The sequence below is a fragment of the Thauera sp. 63 genome (assembly GCF_000310165.2).
Taxonomy (GTDB): domain Bacteria; phylum Pseudomonadota; class Gammaproteobacteria; order Burkholderiales; family Rhodocyclaceae; genus Thauera; species Thauera humireducens.
Map to the genome: position 1 here is coordinate 1 of NZ_AMXC01000016.1, position 17399 is coordinate 17399.

15 protein-coding genes are annotated in these 17399 nt (G+C 69.4%); 4 read left to right on the forward strand and 11 right to left on the reverse strand.

From position 1 onward, the window contains the following. Positions 1-126: 126 nt before the first annotated feature. The 8 genes from C664_RS13325 to bioA form a co-directional block, all read right to left on the reverse strand. The gene (locus C664_RS13325; protein WP_004261454.1) at positions 127-594 is read right to left on the reverse strand and encodes a cache domain-containing protein; all 468 of its coding nucleotides are present in this window, start codon (positions 592-594) and stop codon (positions 127-129) included. A gap of 65 nt (positions 595-659) precedes the next feature. Continuing rightward, a complete protein-coding gene (locus tag C664_RS13330) occupies positions 660-2459 on the reverse strand; it encodes a methanol/ethanol family PQQ-dependent dehydrogenase (protein ID WP_004261457.1) in 1800 nt (599 codons plus the stop codon). A gap of 288 nt (positions 2460-2747) precedes the next feature. Beyond that, positions 2748-4007, reverse strand: coding sequence for an Hsp70 family protein (locus tag C664_RS13335; protein ID WP_004261460.1), 1260 nt, complete (start codon positions 4005-4007; stop codon positions 2748-2750). Positions 4008-4096: 89 nt separating this feature from the next. Further along, positions 4097-5395, reverse strand: coding sequence for a cytochrome P450 (locus C664_RS13340; RefSeq protein ID WP_004261463.1), 1299 nt, complete (start codon positions 5393-5395; stop codon positions 4097-4099). Next, positions 5395-6405: a biotin synthase BioB gene (bioB, locus tag C664_RS13345; protein WP_004261464.1), complete on the reverse strand. Its 1011-nt coding sequence runs from the start codon at positions 6403-6405 to the stop codon at positions 5395-5397. Before bioB ends, C664_RS13340 begins: the two co-directional genes overlap by 1 nt. After that, positions 6402-7160 carry a dethiobiotin synthase gene (gene bioD / locus C664_RS13350; protein ID WP_004261468.1) on the reverse strand — a complete coding sequence of 253 codons (759 nt, stop codon included), beginning with the start codon at positions 7158-7160 and terminating at the stop codon, positions 6402-6404. Before bioD ends, bioB begins: the two co-directional genes overlap by 4 nt. After that, positions 7157-8380 (reverse strand): 8-amino-7-oxononanoate synthase, encoded by a 1224-nt coding sequence (gene bioF, locus C664_RS13355; protein WP_004261470.1) that lies wholly within the window; start codon positions 8378-8380, stop codon positions 7157-7159. The genes bioD and bioF overlap by 4 nt, the downstream gene beginning before the upstream one ends. Continuing rightward, a complete protein-coding gene (gene bioA, locus C664_RS13360) occupies positions 8346-9782 on the reverse strand; it encodes an adenosylmethionine--8-amino-7-oxononanoate transaminase (protein ID WP_004261472.1) in 1437 nt (478 codons plus the stop codon). Before bioA ends, bioF begins: the two co-directional genes overlap by 35 nt. 426 nt (positions 9783-10208) lie before the next feature. Between bioA and katG the strand changes: the two genes are divergently transcribed. The 4 genes from katG to C664_RS13380 all read left to right on the forward strand — a co-directional run bounded on the left by katG (position 10209) and on the right by C664_RS13380 (position 14719). After that, complete coding sequence (katG, locus tag C664_RS13365; protein ID WP_004261474.1) at positions 10209-12383, forward strand: catalase/peroxidase HPI; 2175 nt, start codon at positions 10209-10211, stop codon at positions 12381-12383. Positions 12384-13008: 625 nt separating this feature from the next. Further along, positions 13009-13881: a hypothetical protein gene (locus C664_RS13370; protein WP_004261476.1), complete on the forward strand. Its 873-nt coding sequence runs from the start codon at positions 13009-13011 to the stop codon at positions 13879-13881. A gap of 14 nt (positions 13882-13895) precedes the next feature. Then, positions 13896-14144: a hypothetical protein gene (locus C664_RS13375; RefSeq protein WP_054963737.1), complete on the forward strand. Its 249-nt coding sequence runs from the start codon at positions 13896-13898 to the stop codon at positions 14142-14144. Continuing rightward, positions 14141-14719, forward strand: a complete 579-nt coding sequence (locus tag C664_RS13380) for a histidine phosphatase family protein (protein WP_004261482.1) — start codon at positions 14141-14143, stop codon at positions 14717-14719. The genes C664_RS13375 and C664_RS13380 overlap by 4 nt, the downstream gene beginning before the upstream one ends. A gap of 63 nt (positions 14720-14782) precedes the next feature. On the opposite strand, the gene C664_RS13385 is transcribed toward C664_RS13380, so the two are convergent. The 3 genes from C664_RS13385 to pedF are packed head-to-tail and all read right to left on the reverse strand — an operon-like array spanning position 14783 to position 17017. Next, positions 14783-15676, reverse strand: a complete 894-nt coding sequence (locus tag C664_RS13385; protein ID WP_004261486.1) for a transporter — start codon at positions 15674-15676, stop codon at positions 14783-14785. 56 nt (positions 15677-15732) lie between these two features. Beyond that, positions 15733-16590 (reverse strand): substrate-binding periplasmic protein, encoded by an 858-nt coding sequence (locus tag C664_RS13390; RefSeq protein ID WP_004261488.1) that lies wholly within the window; start codon positions 16588-16590, stop codon positions 15733-15735. Then, the gene (gene pedF / locus C664_RS13395) at positions 16580-17017 is read right to left on the reverse strand and encodes a cytochrome c-550 PedF (RefSeq protein ID WP_004261492.1); all 438 of its coding nucleotides are present in this window, start codon (positions 17015-17017) and stop codon (positions 16580-16582) included. Before pedF ends, C664_RS13390 begins: the two co-directional genes overlap by 11 nt. Positions 17018-17399 lie beyond the last annotated feature (382 nt).

A 17399-nucleotide genomic window follows, 5' to 3' on the forward strand; every position in this document is an offset into this window, starting at 1 on the left:
ATTTCGCGCAGTATATCGGTGCCGGCGCGGCGGCGAGCACCCGCCCCGCGGCAACCAACGGCAGTGCCGCCGCGCAGGCGAGGCCGAGCGCGGCGCACACGGTCCGCCGCGCGGGGACGGCGGGCCTCATTCGAGGTAATGGCCCACGCCGAGCACGTAGTCGCCGATCTTGCGCACGTAGCTCGCCTTGGGCTCGACCTTGTTCGTGGTCCGGTTCAGCCATACGTAGCGCACCGTGGCTTCGGGCGCCTTGCGCGTGGCGTCGATCATCTCGCGGAACAGCGGCGTGCCGGCGGCGTCGGTGGTGTCGAGCACCTTCAGGCCGACCAGGGCCTCGGGCGCCGCGCCGCTGGCGTGGTAGACGCCCTGGTCGTCGATCACGAACACGTACAGGTCCTTGCGGACGAACTGGCCTTTCTGGTTGTTGAAGGCGGCGAAGGCGCGTTCGGCGCCGTTGGCCTCCATGTACTGCACGGCCTGGTCGAACATGGCGCGGGCTTCGGCCGGCGTGCCGCGGTCAGCGGCCAGCGCGCTGCCGGCGACCGTTACAGCGAGCACTGCGGCGAGTGCGCCGTTGAGGATGCGGGTCTTCATTGGGGGACTCCTTCGTGGAAGAAATGGCGCCGGGCCGCGCGGCGGGCGCGGCCCGGCCGGCAGGCTCAGGACTTGTGCAGCTTGAACACCCAGACGGAGCCCCCCTGCTCGAGCATGTTCACCCGCTTGGCCACGTCGCCGCCCCACAGCGGCACGGCGCCGCCCCAGCCCGAGACGACGGCGACGTACTGCTCGCCGTCCTGCTCCCAGGTCACCGGCGGCGCGATCACGCCCGAACCGGTCTGGAACTGCCACAGCTCCTTGCCGTTGCGGGCGTCGATCGCCTTCAGGTAGCCCTCGGGCGTGCCATAGAACACCAGGTCGCCACCGGTGGTCATCACGCCACCCCACAGCGGCGCGTTGTTCTTCACCTCCCACACGATCTTGCCGCTCACCGGGTCCACCGCACGCATCGCGCCGATGAAGTCCTCGTGCAGCGGCTTGATGGTGAAGCCCGCGCCGAGGTAGGCCGCGCCGCGCTTGTACGAGATGGGCTCGTTCCAGATGTCCATGCCCCATTCGTTGGCGGGCACGTAGAAGTAGCCGGTCTTCGGGCTGAAGGCCATCGGCATCTGGTTCTTGCCGCCGAGGAAGGAGGGCGCGTTGAACACCACCTTGCCCTTCTTGTCCTCGCCCACGCCTTCGACGAAGGGATTGCCGGGCCGCTTCTCCTCGTCGTAGATCGGACGCCCGGTCTTGAGGTCGATGCCCTTGGCCCAGTCGATGCGGTTCACGAAGGGGAAGGCGTTGAGCAGCTTGCCGTCGGTGCGGTCATTGACGAAGAAGAAGCCGTTGCGGTCGGCCTTGCCGCCGGCCTTCACCAGCTTGCCGGTGGCGGGGTCGTTGTACTCGAAGGAGATGAATTCGTTGACGCCGTCGAAGTCCCAGCCGTCGTGCGGCGTGCTCTGGTAGTGCCACACGATCCTGCCGGTGTCGGGGTCGATCGCGATCGTGGATGACGAGTACAGGTTGTCGCCCGGGCGCAGCCAGCTGTTCCACGGCGCAGGGTTGCCGGTGCCGATGTAGATCAGGTCGACGTCGGGGTCGTAGTAGGCGGCCTGCCAGGGCGCCGCGCCGCCGGTCTTCCACAGGTCGCCGGGCCAGGTGGCGTTGGTGGTGCCGGAGATGCCGTTGTCCACCGGCTTGCCTTCGGCATCGTAGGTGTAGCCCATGTGGCCTTCGACGGTCGGGCGGCTCCAGATCAGCTTGCCGGTCTTCGCGTCGCGCGCATCGACGCGGCCGACGATGCCGAACTCGCCGCCCGAGTTGCCGGTGATGACCATGCCCTTGACGATCTGCGGCGCGGCGGTGAAGGAGTAGCCCGCCTTGTAGTCCTCGATCTTCTGCCGCCACACGACCTTGCCGGTGTCCTTGTTCAGCGCGACGAGCTGGGCGTCGAGCGTGCCGAAGATCACCAGGTCGTCGTACAGCGCGGCGCCGCGGTTGATCACGTCGCAGCAGGGCATGATGCCGTCGGGCAGGCGGTGCTCGTACTTCCACAGCTTCTGCCCGGTCGTGGCGTCGAGCGCGAAGATGCGGCTGTAGGACGCGGTGACGTACATCTTGCCGTCGTGGATCAGCGGCTGCGACTGCTGGCCGCGCTGCTTCTCGCCGCCGAAGGAAAAGGACCAGACGGGCACGAGGTTCTTCACCGTCTCGGTGTTGACCTGGTCGAGCGGGCTGTAGCGCTGCCCCTTGGTGCCGAGACCGTGGGTGACGACCTGGGTGGTGATGGTGGCGTCGTTGACGATATCGTCGTCGGTCACGCCTTTGGCCTGGGCGTTGAGCGCGGCGAGGGCGAAGGCGGTGGCGGCGAAGCTGGCGAGCAGCCGCGGACGGCGTGCGCTGCGCAGTGGGGTGTGCATGGTGGTCTCCTCTTGTGATGTGGCGCGGTTGCCAGTCGGGAGCCCGGTTGCGATGCGCGCGTCCGGGCCTGGGAGCACTCAGCGCAAGCACCATGCCATCGGCCCGCAGGCCCGCAATCGCGCGCGGACGCTGCTACATGGGCTGCTCCACATGCTCCAGCGTGCGATGCCTACGCTGGAGCGGAGCGCTCCGTAGAGCAGGCGGGCGGCGACGCGGAGCGGCGGCCGAGGGGAAAGCGGGCGAGGAGGAGAGCGGGCGAGGGCCCGCCACAGGGACGGGCGGGGCGGTCAGCCGTAGCGGCGCGCGGCTTCCACCGCGAGGCCGGCGCCGATGCTGCCGTAGAGGTCGCCTTCCACGCAGCGGGCCGCAGGCAGTTCGGCGGCGATGCGCGCGCGCAGCTGGGCGACGCCGCTGGCGCCGCCGGTGAAGTACACGGTGTCGACCTGGTCGCGGCGCAGGCCGGCGTCCCGCAGCAGCTGGCCCACGCATTCGCCGACGCGCTCGACCAGCGTGGCGGTGGCGGCGACGAAGTCGGCCGTGGTGATGGTGTGCTGCAGGCCGTCTTCCAGCCGGTCGAGGTCCATGCGGGCTGCCGGCGCGGTCGACAGGTCGATCTTGGCCTGCTCCACCTGCAGCGCCAGCCAGTGGCCTTCGCGCTGGCTCACGAGGCGTGCCAGGCGGTCGAGCTCGGTGCGGGCGGCAGCGTCGCGGTAGATGTTCTGCAGGTCGGCCCAGGCCTGGCGGCTGTAGGCGAAGTTGATGGTGTGCCAGGTGGCGAGCTGGAAGTAGAGGCTGGCCGGGATGTGGGCGCCGTTCTTCATCAGGCCGCGGTAGCCCAGCAGCGGCATCACGCAGTCCAGGCTCAGCGCGCGGTCGAAGTCGGTGCCGCCGATGTGCACGCCGGCGTTGCCGAGCAGGTCGTCGGCACGGTCGTCGCGCCGTGCGCGCTCGGGCGACAGGCGCACCAGCGAGAAGTCCGCCGTGCCGCCGCCGATGTCGGCGATCAGCACAACTTCCTCGGCGGCCAGCGAGCGCTCGTAGTGCAGCGCGGCGCCGATCGGCTCGAACTGGAAGCTCACCTCGCGGAAGCCGACCTGGCGGGCAATCGCTTCGAGCGTGTCCTGCGCCTTGCCGTCCGCGGCAGCGTCGTCGTCGACGAAGTGCACCGGGCGGCCGAACACCGCCTGGTCGAAGGCGCGGCCGGCTTGCCGCTCTGCGCGGCGCTTGAGCTCGCCGATGAAGCTCGCCAGCAGGTCGCGGAAGCGCAGCGCCCGCCCGCCGACCTCGGTCTGGCCGTCGATGAGGCTGGAGCCGAGCAGGCTCTTCAGCGCGCGCATCAGCCGGCCTTCATAGCCCTCGAGGTACTGCGCCAGCGCGTCGCGGCCGAAATGGGTGCTGTCCTCGTCGGCGTTGAAGAACACCGCGGACGGCAGGGTCGGCTTGTCGTCCTCGAGCATGAGCAGGGTGCTCGCATCGGGGCGCAGCCAGCCAACGGTGGAGTTGGAGGTGCCGAAGTCGATGCCGCAGGCGCGGGCGGGAGCGTGCATGGGGGCGGGCGGCGGCGGGCCGCGGGGCGGGAAGGGCCGCGCATGCTAACCGAGGGCGGCCCGCGCGTCCAAGGGGCAGCCCGCGCCGCTCAGCCTGCAGCGTGACCGGAGACGACGTCGAGCCGTTGCAGGCCGCGCAGCGCTGCATTGGTGTTCCAGCGCGGCTGCGTATCGCACAGGCGCAGCGTGGGCCAGCGCTGCGACACCTTGCGCAGCGTGATCGTCGCTTCCAGCAGCGAGAGTCCGGCGCCGATGCAGACATGCGGGCCGCTGCCGAAGGCGAGGTGGCTGCCTTCACGGCGGCTGATGTCGAAGCGGTCGGGCTCCGCGTAGCGCGCGGGATCGCGGTTGGCCGCGCCGATCAGCGCGATGACGAGATCGCCCCGGCGCAGCCGGTGGCCATGCCAGTCGAGGTCGGCGGCGACGCGTCGGCCGGTATATTGCACCGGGCTGTCGAAGCGCAGTACCTCCCGCACCGCGCCGGGCAGGGCGTCCGGGTCGGCCTGGATCGCGGCCCATTGCGCGGGATGGCGCAGCAGTGTGTACAGGCCGTTGCCGAGCAGGTTGCGGGTGGTCTCGTGGCCGGCGAACAGCAACATGGCGCATTGCGCCAGTACCTCGCCGTCGGCGCGTATCAGGCCCTCGGCCTCCGCCCGCAGCAGCAGGCTGACGAGGTCGTCGGCGGGCGCGCCGCGGCGCTGCGCCAGCACGGCCTCGAAGTAGCGCACGAGTTCGAGCAGGCTGCGTTGTGCCCGGCGCAACTGCGCCTCGTTCGGGCGCAGGGCACCGATGAAGGCGGCGAGGTCATCCGTCCACGCGGCAAAGCGCGCCTCGTCGGCCCGGTCAACGCCCAGCATCAGGCCGATCACGCGCGAGGGCAGCGGGCGCGCCACCGTCTCGATGAAGTCGAAGCCGGCGGCGGCGCCGGGTCCGTCGAGCCCGTCGAGCAGCTCATCGACCAGGTCTTCGATCCGGGGGGCCAGGCCGCGGACCAGCGACGGATGGAAGCCCGCACCCATCACGCGGCGCAGGCGAGTGTGGTCCGGGGCGTCGAGGAAGACCATCGCGCGCGCGAACAGATGCTGGAAGCGGTCCAGCCCCGCGTGGGCGCGGCGCCCGGCGTAGCCGGCATCCACGCCCTCGATGCGCTTGACCCAGCCGCCGGTGCGTTGCGACGAGAAGCGCGGGTCGCGCAGCACGCGCTCGACGTCCTCGTGCCGGCTGAGCACCCAGGCGCCCTGGAAGAAACCGTCGTTCCAGTGCAGCGGCCCCGCCTCCCGCCACTGGCGATAGACGGGGTAGGGGTTCTGCAGGAACGCATCGTCGAGCGCTACGTCGGGCCCCGGGGCGGGCACGCCCGGCGCCCGCGCGATGGCTTCGGCCAGCATCAGTCGGCCTGGCCCTGGATGCGCATGTCGAGGCGCTCGAGCAGGCTGCGGTCGCGCCCGGTACGGGGGTTGGAGGTCGTCAGCAGGTGGTCGCCGTAGAAGATCGAATTGGCGCCCGCCATCAGGCACAGCGCCTGCAGCGCATCGTCCATCTGCTCGCGCCCGGCCGACAGGCGCACGTAGGTGCGCGGCATGGTGATGCGGGCGACGGCGATGGTGCGCACGAACTCGAAGGGGTCGATGGGCTCGACGTCGGCCAGCGGCGTGCCCGGGATGGGGACGAGGTTGTTGATGGGCACCGACTCGGGGTAGGGCTCGAGGTTGGCGAGCTGCGCGATGAGGCCGGCGCGGTGTGCGCGCGTCTCGCCCATGCCGACGATGCCGCCGCTGCACACGTTGATGCCGGCCGCGCGCACGTTGTCGAGGGTGTCGAGGCGGTCCTGGTAGGTCCGCGTGCCGATGACCTTGCCGTAGTACTCGGGCGCGGTGTCGAGGTTGTGGTTGTAGTAGTCGAGGCCGGCGTCCTTCAGCGTGCTGGCCTGGTCGGCGTCGAGCATGCCCAGCGTCATGCAGGTCTCGAGGCCGAGCGCCTTCACCTCGCGCACCATCGTCGTCACGCGTTCCATGTCGCGCGCCTTGGGCGAGCGCCAGGCTGCCCCCATGCAGAAGCGGCTGGCGCCCTGCGCCTTGGCGGCACGGGCGGCCTCCAGCACCTCATCGACCGGCATCAGCTTCTCGGCCTTCAGGCCGGTGTCGAAGTGCGCGGACTGCGAGCAGTAGCCGCAGTCCTCGGCGCAGCCGCCGGTCTTGATCGACAGCAGGGTGGAGAGCTGGATCTCACTCGGGTCGAAGTGTTCGCGATGGACCTGCTGGGCGCGGAACACGAGGTCCATGAAGGGCAGGGCGAACAGCGCCTCGACGTCCTCGACGCGCCAGCGCCCGGGGCGGCTGGTGGCGGGCGTCGCGGTGCGGCGAAGGCCTTCGGGGGATAGGCTGGCGAGCGTGGTCATGCTGTCTCCGTCGATAGTGAGTTGGATCTGAAAAGGGCGTGGATCGCCGGAACGTTGAGGTAGGGCGCGATGGCCGTGGGGCTCGCGACCGGCAGGCGCGGCACGAGGCCGAGGCAGGGCGCGGACCCGAGGCCGCGGGCCAGGGCGTCGAGGTTGCCGTCGAGATGGGGCATCTGCGGATCGACGACGTTGGCGACCCAGCCGCACAGGTGCAGGCCGCGGGCGCGCACGGCTTCGGCGGTCAGCAGCGCGTGGTTGATGCAGCCCAGGCGCAGGCCGACGACGAGGATGACCGGCAGGCCGAGGTCGACCGCGAGGTCGGCGCTGCTCCAGCGGCCGTCGTCGTCGAAGGGCACGTTGAAGCCGCCGACGCCCTCGACGACGAGGCGGTCGCAACGTGCGGCGGCCGCATGCACGGCGGCGAGCACGACGTCACGGTCGATGGTCCGGCCTTCCAGCCGCGCGGCGATGTGTGGCGCGCAGGCGGCGTCGAGCTGGCAGGGGCAGATCTCCGGTACGTCGAGCGTGACCGAACTGGCCGCGCGCAGGGCGTGCACGTCCTCGTTGATGCGTTCGCCGTCGATCAATGCGGTGCCGGCGGCGATGGGCTTGAGGCCGGCGACACGTAGGCCCGTGCGGGCGAGCAGGCCGACCAGGGCGGCGCTGATCGCGGTCTTGCCGATCTCGGTGTCGGTGCCGGTCACGAACACGCCGTCAAGCGCGGAAGCGGGCCGGGTGGCGGGGAAGGCATTCATGGCTGGAGCGGTTCCTCGGAAAGCTGTTCGAGCGCATCGCACAGTCGGGCGACGTCGGTCGCCGCATGGGCGGCGCTCAGCGTGATGCGCAGGCGTGCGGTGTGCGCCGGCACGGTGGGCGGGCGGATGGCCGGCACCCACAGGCCGCGCGTCTCGAGCGCGGCCGACAGGGCGAGCGCAGTCGTATTGTCGCCGACGATCAGCGGCTGGATGGCAGTTTGCGAGTCCGCCAGCCGCCAGCCGCAAGCGGGGCGGCGTGCGATCAGCGCGTGCAGGCGCGTGCGCAGGTCGGCCACCAGGGCCTCGAGGTGCTGCCGCCGGCGTCGGCCTTCGTCGCTGGCAATCAGCCGCAGGCTGGCCGCCAGCGCATGCGCCTGGGCTGGCGGCATTGCAGTGGTGTAGATGTAGCTGCGTCCGCCCTGGACGAGCGCATCGATGATCGCCGGGTGCGCTGCGACGAAGGCGCCGCCCACCCCGGCGGCCTTGCCGAGCGTGCCCATGTTGATCAGGCGCTCGCTGCGCAGGCCGAAGTGCGACAGAGCGCCGCGGCCCTCCGCGCCCAGCACGCCGAACCCGTGCGCGTCGTCGACAATGAGCCAGGCGTCGTGGCGCTCGGCCAGCGCCAGCAGCGCGGGCAGCGGCGCGAGGTCGCCATCCATGCTGAACACCGCGTCGGTGACGATGAGCTTGATCGCTGCCCTGCAGTTGCACAGCATGGCGTCGAGCAGGTCGAGGCGGCCATGCGGATAGCGCCGCATCTGCGCCTCGGCCAAGAGGCCGCCGTCGATCAGCGAGGCGTGGTTGAGCTTGTCGGCGAAGATCGCGGCCTCGCCGTCGCCGAGCGTGGTCAGCAGCGCGAGGTTGGCCATGTAGCCGCTGCAGAAGAGCAGCGCCTCGGCACCCGGGATGCAGGGCGCGAGCAGGGCGGCGAGCGCGGCCTCGAGCTCGGCGTGCGCGCGGCTGTGGCCGCTTACCAGGTGCGAGGCCCCGCTGCCCGCGCCCCAGCGTGCCGCGCCCTCCGCCAGCGCGGCGACCAGTTCGGGGTGATGCGCCAGCCCGAGGTAGTCGTTGCTGCAGAAGCCCAGCAATTCGCGCGTCGTGCCATCGGCTGCCTGCAGTCGTTGTCGGGGGCCGCAGGGGGTTTCGGCAATCCGCCGGCGGCGACCCAGCGCCGCGGCCTCGCGCTCAAGCCGTCGCTGGTTCAGGTGAGCGATCAGCATCGGGGCGCGAATTCCGCGGGCGGTTGGCGAGCGTCTGCTCGAGCGTTGTCAGGGTCTGCGTGGCGAGCCACTGCGCAAGCTCTGCGTCGAGCAGGTAGGGCGGCATCAGGTAGACGGTGCGACCGATCGGACGAATCAGCAGGCCGTTGTCGCGGCCGGCGAGATGGAAGCGTTCGGCGAAGCGCTCGCCTGCCACGTCGGCGCGTACGTCGAAGGCCCAGATCATGCCCGTGTGGCGCAGGTGCTCGATGCGCGCGTCGTCGCCAAGCGGCGCCAGCGCGGCACTCAGCAGCGGGGCGGTGGCACGGTTGCGCGCCAGCACGTCGTCCTCTGCAAAGCGGTCGAGCACGGCGAGCGCGGCGCGGCAGGCGAGCGCGTTGCCGGTGTAGGAGTGCGAGTGCAGGAAGCCGCGTGCCACGTCGTCGTCGAGGAAGACCTCGTAGATCGCATCGCGCGTCAGCACCAGCGACAGGGGCAGATAGCCGCCGCTGATACCCTTCGACAGGCAGACGAAGTCGGGCCACAGCGGCGCCTCGCCGGGTAGCGCCGCCTGCTCGAAGGCGAAGAAGCTGCCGGTGCGGCCGCAGCCCACGGCAATCTCGTCGGCGATCAGGTGGACGTCGAACGCGTCGCACAGGGCGCGCAGACCGCGCAGGTAGGCGGCGTCGTGCAGGGCCATGCCGGCCGCGCACTGCACCAGCGGCTCGACGATGACGGCGGCGATGTGTTCGTGCCGCGCCTCGAACAGTGCCCGCACGTCGGCGAGCGCACGGGCGGCCACGTCCGCAGCCGACTCGCCGGGCAGGGCCTGGCGCGCGTCGGGCGACATCACGAGATGGGCCCGCATCAGCAGCGGATCGTAGGCGTCGCGGAACACGGCGACGTCGGTGACGGCCAGGGCTCCGAGCGTTTCACCGTGATAACCTTGGCGCAGGCAGACGAACTCGCGCTTGTCGCTGCGCCCCAGGTTACGCCAGGCGTGGAAGCTCATCTTGAGCGCGATCTCCACCGCCGAGGCCCCGTCGCTGGCATAGAAGACATGGCCGAGCACGCCGCCGGTCATGGCGCGCAGGCGCTCGGCCAGCTCGACGGCGGATGCATGCGTGCAGCCCGCCAGCATCACGTGCGGCAGGGTCTCCAACTGCTCGCGCAGTGCCGCGTTGATGCGCGCGTCCGCGTGGCCGAACAGATTCACCCACCACGAGCTGTTGGCATCGAAGTAGCGAGTTCCGGCGTAGTCATGCAGCCACACGCCTTCGCCGCGCGCGATCGGCAGCGGCGGCACGGTGCCCAGGCGCTGCATCTGGGTGCAGGGGTGCCACACGTTGTCGATGCTGCGGCGCTGCCACGCAGCCTGCGCGTCCGTGCTGCCCAGCACCTGTGACGTGGGGTTGATCAGCATTTCGTGATTTTGAATTCATAATTACGAGGCCTGCGATTGTGTCAGCAGCGACGCAAAATGTGAATACGCGACCGAAGCCTCTCGCGATGTTCCGCTGTCGGGGCGCGCTATCCGGTGCCCGAGCCCAGGCTTTCTGCCGTGATGCCTCAGGTGGCGTCCCGCGCCTGCTGCGGGAAGGTGTGGCGCAGCACCGCCTGATGTCTGATAGTTGATCTTGCTGTTCATAGAAATATTTTAATAGTTTCACTCAATATCTCTCATTGCTGTGGCGATCAACGCGCTTTGCTACATTGAATTCGTGCGCAGCAGATGACGAAGACCACGGAATGCGTGCGGACGGGAACGATCGTGCCTGGCCCGGGGACATATCGGGGCGATCGTGTTACTCGCGGACTTCAGCCAACGACGTGACGACAGGAGAACGAAATGAGTGAGAACAGCATGAACACGGCGGGCAAGTGCCCGGTGATGCACGGCGGTAACACCGCCGCGGCCAATTCGGTCATGGCATGGTGGCCGAAGGCGCTTAACCTCGACATCCTCCACCAGCACGACACCAAGACCAATCCGCTGGGTGCGGACTTCAACTACCGCGAGGAGCTGAAGAAGCTCGACGTCGACGCGCTGAAGAACGACCTCAAGGCCCTGATGACCGACAGCCAGGAATGGTGGCCGGCCGACTGGGGCCACTACGGCGGCCTGATGATCCGCATGGCCTGGCATGCCGCGGGCACCTACCGCATCGCCGACGGCCGCGGTGGCGGCGGCACCGGCAACCAGCGCTTCGCCCCGCTCAACTCCTGGCCGGACAACGGCAACCTCGACAAGGCGCGCCGCCTGCTGTGGCCGATCAAGAAGAAGTACGGCAACAAGATCAGCTGGGCCGACCTGATCATCCTCGCGGGCAACATGGCCTACGAATCGATGGGATTCAAGACCTTCGGCTTCGCCTTCGGTCGCGAGGACATCTGGCACCCCGAGAAGGACATCTACTGGGGTTCGGAGCGGGAATGGCTTGCGCCCAGCGGCAGCGAGGGCTCGCGCTACTCCGGTCAGCGCGACCTCGAGAACCCGCTCGCCGCGGTGATGATGGGCCTGATCTACGTGAATCCGGAAGGCGTCGATGGCAAGCCCGACCCGATCAAGACCGCGCACGACATGCGCGTGACCTTCGCCCGCATGGCGATGAACGACGAGGAAACCGTGGCGCTGACCGCCGGTGGCCACACCGTCGGCAAGACGCACGGCAACGGCAGCGCGGCCAACCTCGGCCCGGCGCCCGAAGGGGCGGATCTCGAGGAGCAGGGCTTCGGCTGGATGAACCATACCACCCGCGGCATCGGACGCAACGCCGTGACCAGCGGCATCGAAGGTGCGTGGACCACGCATCCGACGAAGTGGGACAACGGCTACTTCGACATGCTGTTCAAGCACGACTGGTGGCTGCAGAAGTCGCCGGCCGGGGCCTGGCAGTGGGAGCCGGTCAACATCAAGGAAGAGGACATGCCGGTGGACGTGGAAGACCCGTCGATCCGCCGCAAGCCGATCATGACCGATGCCGACATGGCGCTGCGTTTCGACTCCGAGTACCGCAAGATCGCCGAGCGTTTCCGCAACGACCAGGCCTACTTCGAGGAGGTCTTCGCCCGGGCGTGGTTCAAGCTGACGCACCGCGACATGGGGCCGAAGTCGCGCTACATCGGCCCGGACGTACCTGCCGAGGACCTGATCTGGCAGGACCCCGTGCCTGCCGGCAACAGGGGCTATGACGTGGCCGCGGTGAAAGCGAAGATCGCCGCGGCCAGCCTGTCGGTGAGCGAGATGGTCGCCACCGCGTGGGACAGCGCGCGCACCTTCCGCGGCTCGGACTACCGGGGGGGCGCCAATGGTGCGCGCATCCGCCTGGCCCCGCAGAAGGACTGGGAGGGCAACGAGCCGGCGCGCCTGGCCAAGGTGCTGGCAGCGTACGAGAAGATCGCCGCCGAGACCGGTGCCAGCGTGGCGGACGTGATCGTGCTGGGCGGCAACGTCGGTCTGGAGCAGGCGATCAAGGCCGCGGGCTTCAGTGTCGAGGTGCCGTTCGCCCCGGGCCGCGGCGACGCGACACAAGCGCAGACCGACGTCGAATCCTTCGAGGTGCTCGAGCCGCTGCATGACGGCTTCCGCAACTGGCAGAAGAAGGACTACGTGGTCCAGCCCGAGGAGATGCTGCTCGACCGCGCCCAGTTGCTCGGCCTGACCGCGCCGGAGATGACGGTGCTGATCGGTGGCATGCGCGTGCTCGGCGCCAACCACGGCGGCAGCCAGCACGGCGTCTTCACCGATCGCGTCGGTGCGCTGACGAACGACTTCTTCGTCAATCTCACCGACATGCGCTACAGCTGGAAGCCCACCGGGCGCAACAGCTACGCCATCGTCGATCGCAAGAGCGGCGCCACCAAGTGGACCGCGACCCGGGTCGATCTGGTTTTCGGTTCGAACTCGATCCTGCGCGCCTACGCCGAGGTGTATGCCCAGGACGACAGCAAGGAAAAGTTCGTGAAGGACTTCGTCGCGGCCTGGACGAAGGTCATGAACGCCGACCGTTTCGACCTGAAGTGATCGCGGTGCGCCTGCGCCGGTCGGGGCGGCCATCCGGGTCGCGCTGACTGGCGCACGGCGGGTGAACGCCGGCATGGGGCACCTTCGGGTGCCCCGTTTTCGTTCCGGGCGCGCATCCAGCGCCGCCCGCAGCGGGTTTCCTCCGCGGGCGGACCGGGCGCGGACTTTGGCGTATACTCCGGCCTACTCGTTTTCGCATCACTTCCCATCTGCCATGCCGCTTTCCGCTGCCACCCCGTTCTCGCACGCGTTCGACGCCGCGGGACAGCGCGTGGGCGGCCGGCTGAGCGCCGCATCGTGCCGCGACACCCTCAGGTTGGCGCAGGCATTCAAGGTCACAGGGTCCCCGGCCGTGCTTTTCTCGGCCGTGCGGGGCCGGAACCGGGACTGATCCCAGGCCACCCCGCACGGCACCTTGCCAGGACACATGTCGTTCGTGTCCTGATCAACGTGCAGCCAGCGCGGGAACCTGAAGCTTTCCTCGATACCTCAAGGCCTTGACCGGCCAGTTCCCTGACCCACTCAGGGATGAGACCCTCTTCAGGCGGAACCCTTTCCTCGCCCGGGCTGCAACCGAATCGCCGCGCTGCATGCGCGGCGGCGATCTGCACTTGGGTGATGTCTCATGGTTCTCACACGTAGTTTCGTCAGGGCGAAGCGTCCCTGCACCGACGGATTCCGCTGGTTCGTGCGCCAGTTCGACGAAGGCGGAAATTATCAGGAGTTGCTCGACACGATGGTGGCCGCCGGCCGCGTCGGCGATGCGTGCTGGCTGCTCGAACAGTTCGGGCCGACCGGCGAGGTGCGCGTGGTCGATGCAATCGAGGCGGATGCCGTCGTGTTTGCCGGCACGCTGCAGGTACGCGGCAATGTCGACGTCGAAGGCAAGCTGCATGTCGGCGGCGGGCTGCAGGTCGATGGCGGCGTGCGCGTCGGCGGCGACCTGATCGTCGGTGGCGACCTGCGCGTCGAGGGCAATGTCCGGGGCGAGGGCCGCGTCACCATCGATGGCGATCTGCGTGCCGGCTGGGGTGTGGACTCGGCTGGCGACCTGCACTGCGGTGGCGAGGCGCGCATCGGCTGGGACTTGCGTTGCGGCGGCCGCTTGCGGATCGACGGTAATGCCTTCATCGGGCTCGAGCTGCACAGCGAAGGCGAGTTGCGCTGTGGCAAGGGGCTGCAGGTCGGCGGTGACATCCGCGCCGAAGCCAATGTCCGCGTCGGTCAGGGCATTGCCGCCGGCGGCTCGGTCCATGGCGCCATGCACCTGGAGGCGGGCTGGGGCATCAAGGCCGGCGGACTGATTAGCGCCGAAGCGGCGATCCGTGCGGGCGAAAGCCTGCAAGCGGGGGAGGGCATCCGCGCGGGCAAGGGCTACGGCGTATTCGCCGGCCTGGATGTGCAGGTCGAGTCGTGGGAAAGCAGTGCGCGCGTCAGCGCCCCCGAGAAGCCCGCAGGCTTGATGAGTGGCTGGTGGGCCGGCCCGGCATTGTGCTGAGGGAGGGGTCGGAGGTGAACGCACTGGCCATTTCCCCGCGGGCGTCGGGTGCTTTCCCGCAGCCGCAGCCCCTGCGCTACGTCGCGATCCTCGACAAGCGCCTGCACGACCTCGGCAGCGAGGCCGATCCCCGCCTGCGCGAGGACCTGAACACGCGCATGATCCTGTTCGGCGCGGGCTGGAGCCCGAGCCGCCTGCAGGCAAGCGGTGTGCTGCGCCCGGCGGAAAACTCGGCGCCAGGGTGCGTGTCAGAGGGCACATGAATGCCCTTGTCGCCACCACGCTCCTCCTTGCCAGCCTCCTCGCCGCCGCCCCCGTGCTGGCGGCGGATGCCTTGTGGGCCGCGCTGCGCGGCGGCGGACATGTCGCGCTGATGCGCCATGCCACCGCGCCGGGGGTGGGTGACCCGGACGGGTTCAAGGTCGAGGACTGCGCTACCCAGCGCAACCTGTCGGCGGTGGGCCGTGACGAGGCGCGGCGCATCGGCGAGCGTTTTCGGGCGCAGGGTATCGCCGCCGCGCGCGTCTACGCCAGCCAGTGGTGCCGCTGCCTCGATACCGCGCGCTTGCTGGACCTGGGCGAGATCACGCCATTCGCCGGGCTGAATTCCTTCTTCCGCGACGGGGCGCGCGAAGCCGTGCAGACGGCCGAAGTGCGTGCGCTGATCGCGCGCGAGCTGGCGTCGGGCGCGCCCGCGCAGGGGCCGCTGGTGCTCGTCACGCATCAGGTCAACATCACCGCGCTCAGCGGCATCGTTCCGGCGTCGGGCGAGATCGTAGTGTTGCGTGCCGACGGCGATGCGCTGACGGTGGTCGGGCGGATGCGCGCGGACGACTGAAAACGCGCCGGCGCAAAAGCCCGCTCAGGCCGGCGGACCGATGCACGGTCCGCCGGCGGATGCTCAGAACACCTTCAGCAGGCGCAGGTTGAGCCGGCTGTCTTCCTTGGCGCCGTTGTCCACCGAGATGTCGCGACCGACGTTGGCGATCAGCTGCAGGCTGGGTTCGACGAACCAGGCCGTACCGATCGTGAACTTCGAGCGATTCGTTTCATCGTCCTGCGACACGCCGCCCAGTTTCGTCTCGCCGCCCCAGTAGCGCGACACGCTGGCGCGCAGGTCGAGCGTGTCCGACACGTGGTAGCGCAGCCAGGCCTGGGCTTGCCAGGTCGTGTCCTGCTCCAGCGTGTCGCCGGCGGCGTTGGCCTTCTTGTTGTCGCCGTGAATCGTGGCGTCCAGCACCAGGTCCATCGTCCACTTCGGGCTCAGGCGCTTGATGTAGCCGGCCTGCAGGATGTGGCTGTAGCGGTCGGCGCCGATGTTGAGGGCGTCGTGGCGGTCGTAGTCGCCGGTGGGCACCGACAGGAAATAGGTGAGGCCGAAGTAGTCGCCCGCCTTCGGGTCGTTGTGCAGCCACAGCGTGGCGCCGAGCAGGGTGTCGCCGAAGCCGCTCGGGCTGTTGACACCGGCATCGGCCAGCGCGCCCTTGGCGTCGATGCCGACGTAGGGGACGATGATCTGCGGGTCGATGATGTAGTCGCCGATGCGGGTGAAGTAGACGTAGCGGAACAAGGCCGCATCGGTGCTGAGCTTGCCCGGCCCCTTGCGACCGTCGGCGTAGAGATGGTCGATCTCGGCATGCTGGTAGTACACCAGCGCGAGCTGCGTGCCTTCGGGCAGCGCGGTGTAGTCGCCGGCATCGACGTCGAGGGCCGAGGCGGCCCCGGACGCGGCCAGCGCACAGCCGGCGAGGGCGCTGCGGGCGAGGGCGGTGCGCAGGCGCTTGGATGGATTCATCGTGTTGTCTCCTCTTTGTGTTGTCGTTTTGCTGCGGGTGGAAAAGGTTCTCGAGCTCAGGGCGTGTTGAGGCTCAGGCCGTGTTCGGCATAGAGCCGGGCAAGCGCGCCGGAGCGCTGCAACTCGGCGAGCGCGCCCGCCAGCGCATCGGCCAGCGGTCCGGCATCGGCCTTCACCGCCATGCCGATCGGCCACTGGCTGGCGCGCATCTCGGGCAGCGTTAGGCGGTCGAGGGCGAAGTTGCCCTCGCCACCCAGCGCGCCCTGCAGTTCGGTGTGCGTGCCCATTACGGCGGCGACCTCCCCGCGCCGCATCGCCTCGACGGCTTCGGCGAGCGAACGGAAGTGCCGTACCTGCTCGCGCAGGCGGCCGTTGAGCACGTGCAGCAGGAAGTCGCTGGCGTGCGTGTCCACCTCGGCGCCGATCGCTTCGCGGGTGAAGACCTCCAGCCCCACCGCGGCCGATCCGGCGACCGGCGGCACACGTGCCGGGTTGCGGGCGATGGCCATGGTCTCGAGGTGGTAGGGGCCGAAAATCTTCACCTTGTCGTGCTGTGCGGCGAAGCGCGCATCGACGGGCACGTGCAGCATCAAGTCGCCCGGACGCGTGCCGAGATAGTGGCCGCGCCACACCATGTTGCGCAGGTCGTCGCCCATGTCTTCGCCGGGGGGGAACTCGACGAATTCGGCGCGCAGTCCGAGCTTCTCGGCCAGCGCCTTGCCGAGCGCCACATCCACGCCCTTGCCGCGCGCCGAGTAGGGCGGGAATTCGGCATACACCGCGATGCGCAGTGCGCCGGGCTGCTGCGTTTCGACCGTGGTGTCCGCGGCGAGCGCACGGGCGGCACCGGGCAGGGCGGCCTGGGCGAGCACGGCACCGGCGGCCAGCAGGAGGCGGCGGCGGTCATTCTTCATGGACGGTCTCCAGCCAGGCGCGGATCGCCCACATCGCTTCCTGCGTCAGCGTGCCTTCGAAGGGCGGCATGTAGACCGCGCCGTTGCGGGTCACGCCGTTGCGGATGCGCTGGATGAAGTACTCGTCGCCTTCGTCGCCGAGCGGCAGCATGCGCAGGTCCGGCGCGATGCCGCCGGAAACCGCGCCCAGCCCGTGGCAGCGGGCGCAGTTCTGGTTGTAGGCGGAATCGCCGATGCGGATGGCGTCGGGGTTCTTGCGGTAGGGGTTCTGTTCCAGCCAGTCGCCGCCGATCTGCTTCAGCGCCGAAGTGTCGACCGCCTGCGGCGTGACGTCGCCGTGCGCATGGGCAAGGGCAGCGCAGGCCGACAGCGTGGCCGCGAGGATGGTCGTTCGCAGGCTGCGGCAGCCGTTGAGGGAATGGGTCATGTCTTCCTCCGTTGTTGTACTGGTCGATCTGGAGCAGCCGCGGGAGCGAAGCCTCGACCCCGCAGCGGCCGGCCTGCCGCAGGGGTGCAATGGCTGTGCCACTCGGATGGCGCAAGCGAAGGCCGGGACCGGACGTTCGCGCTGCAAGCCTTGCGCTGGCGCGGGTTGCAGCGCGTGGTGCGCTTGCGGATGGCCGATGTACGGCAGCCGGCATTGGCAGGCGCGCTCTGCTCCATGCGTTCCGAACACGTCCGGAGCACCTGCTACCGCAGGGCGGGATGGAGCATCGTGGAGCAGGCGCGCCATTGCTCCAGCGACGCCGGCCTTCTGGAGCAGATGCTCAGGACTGACATGCTCCAAATGCCTGTGACGCGGCGAAGGA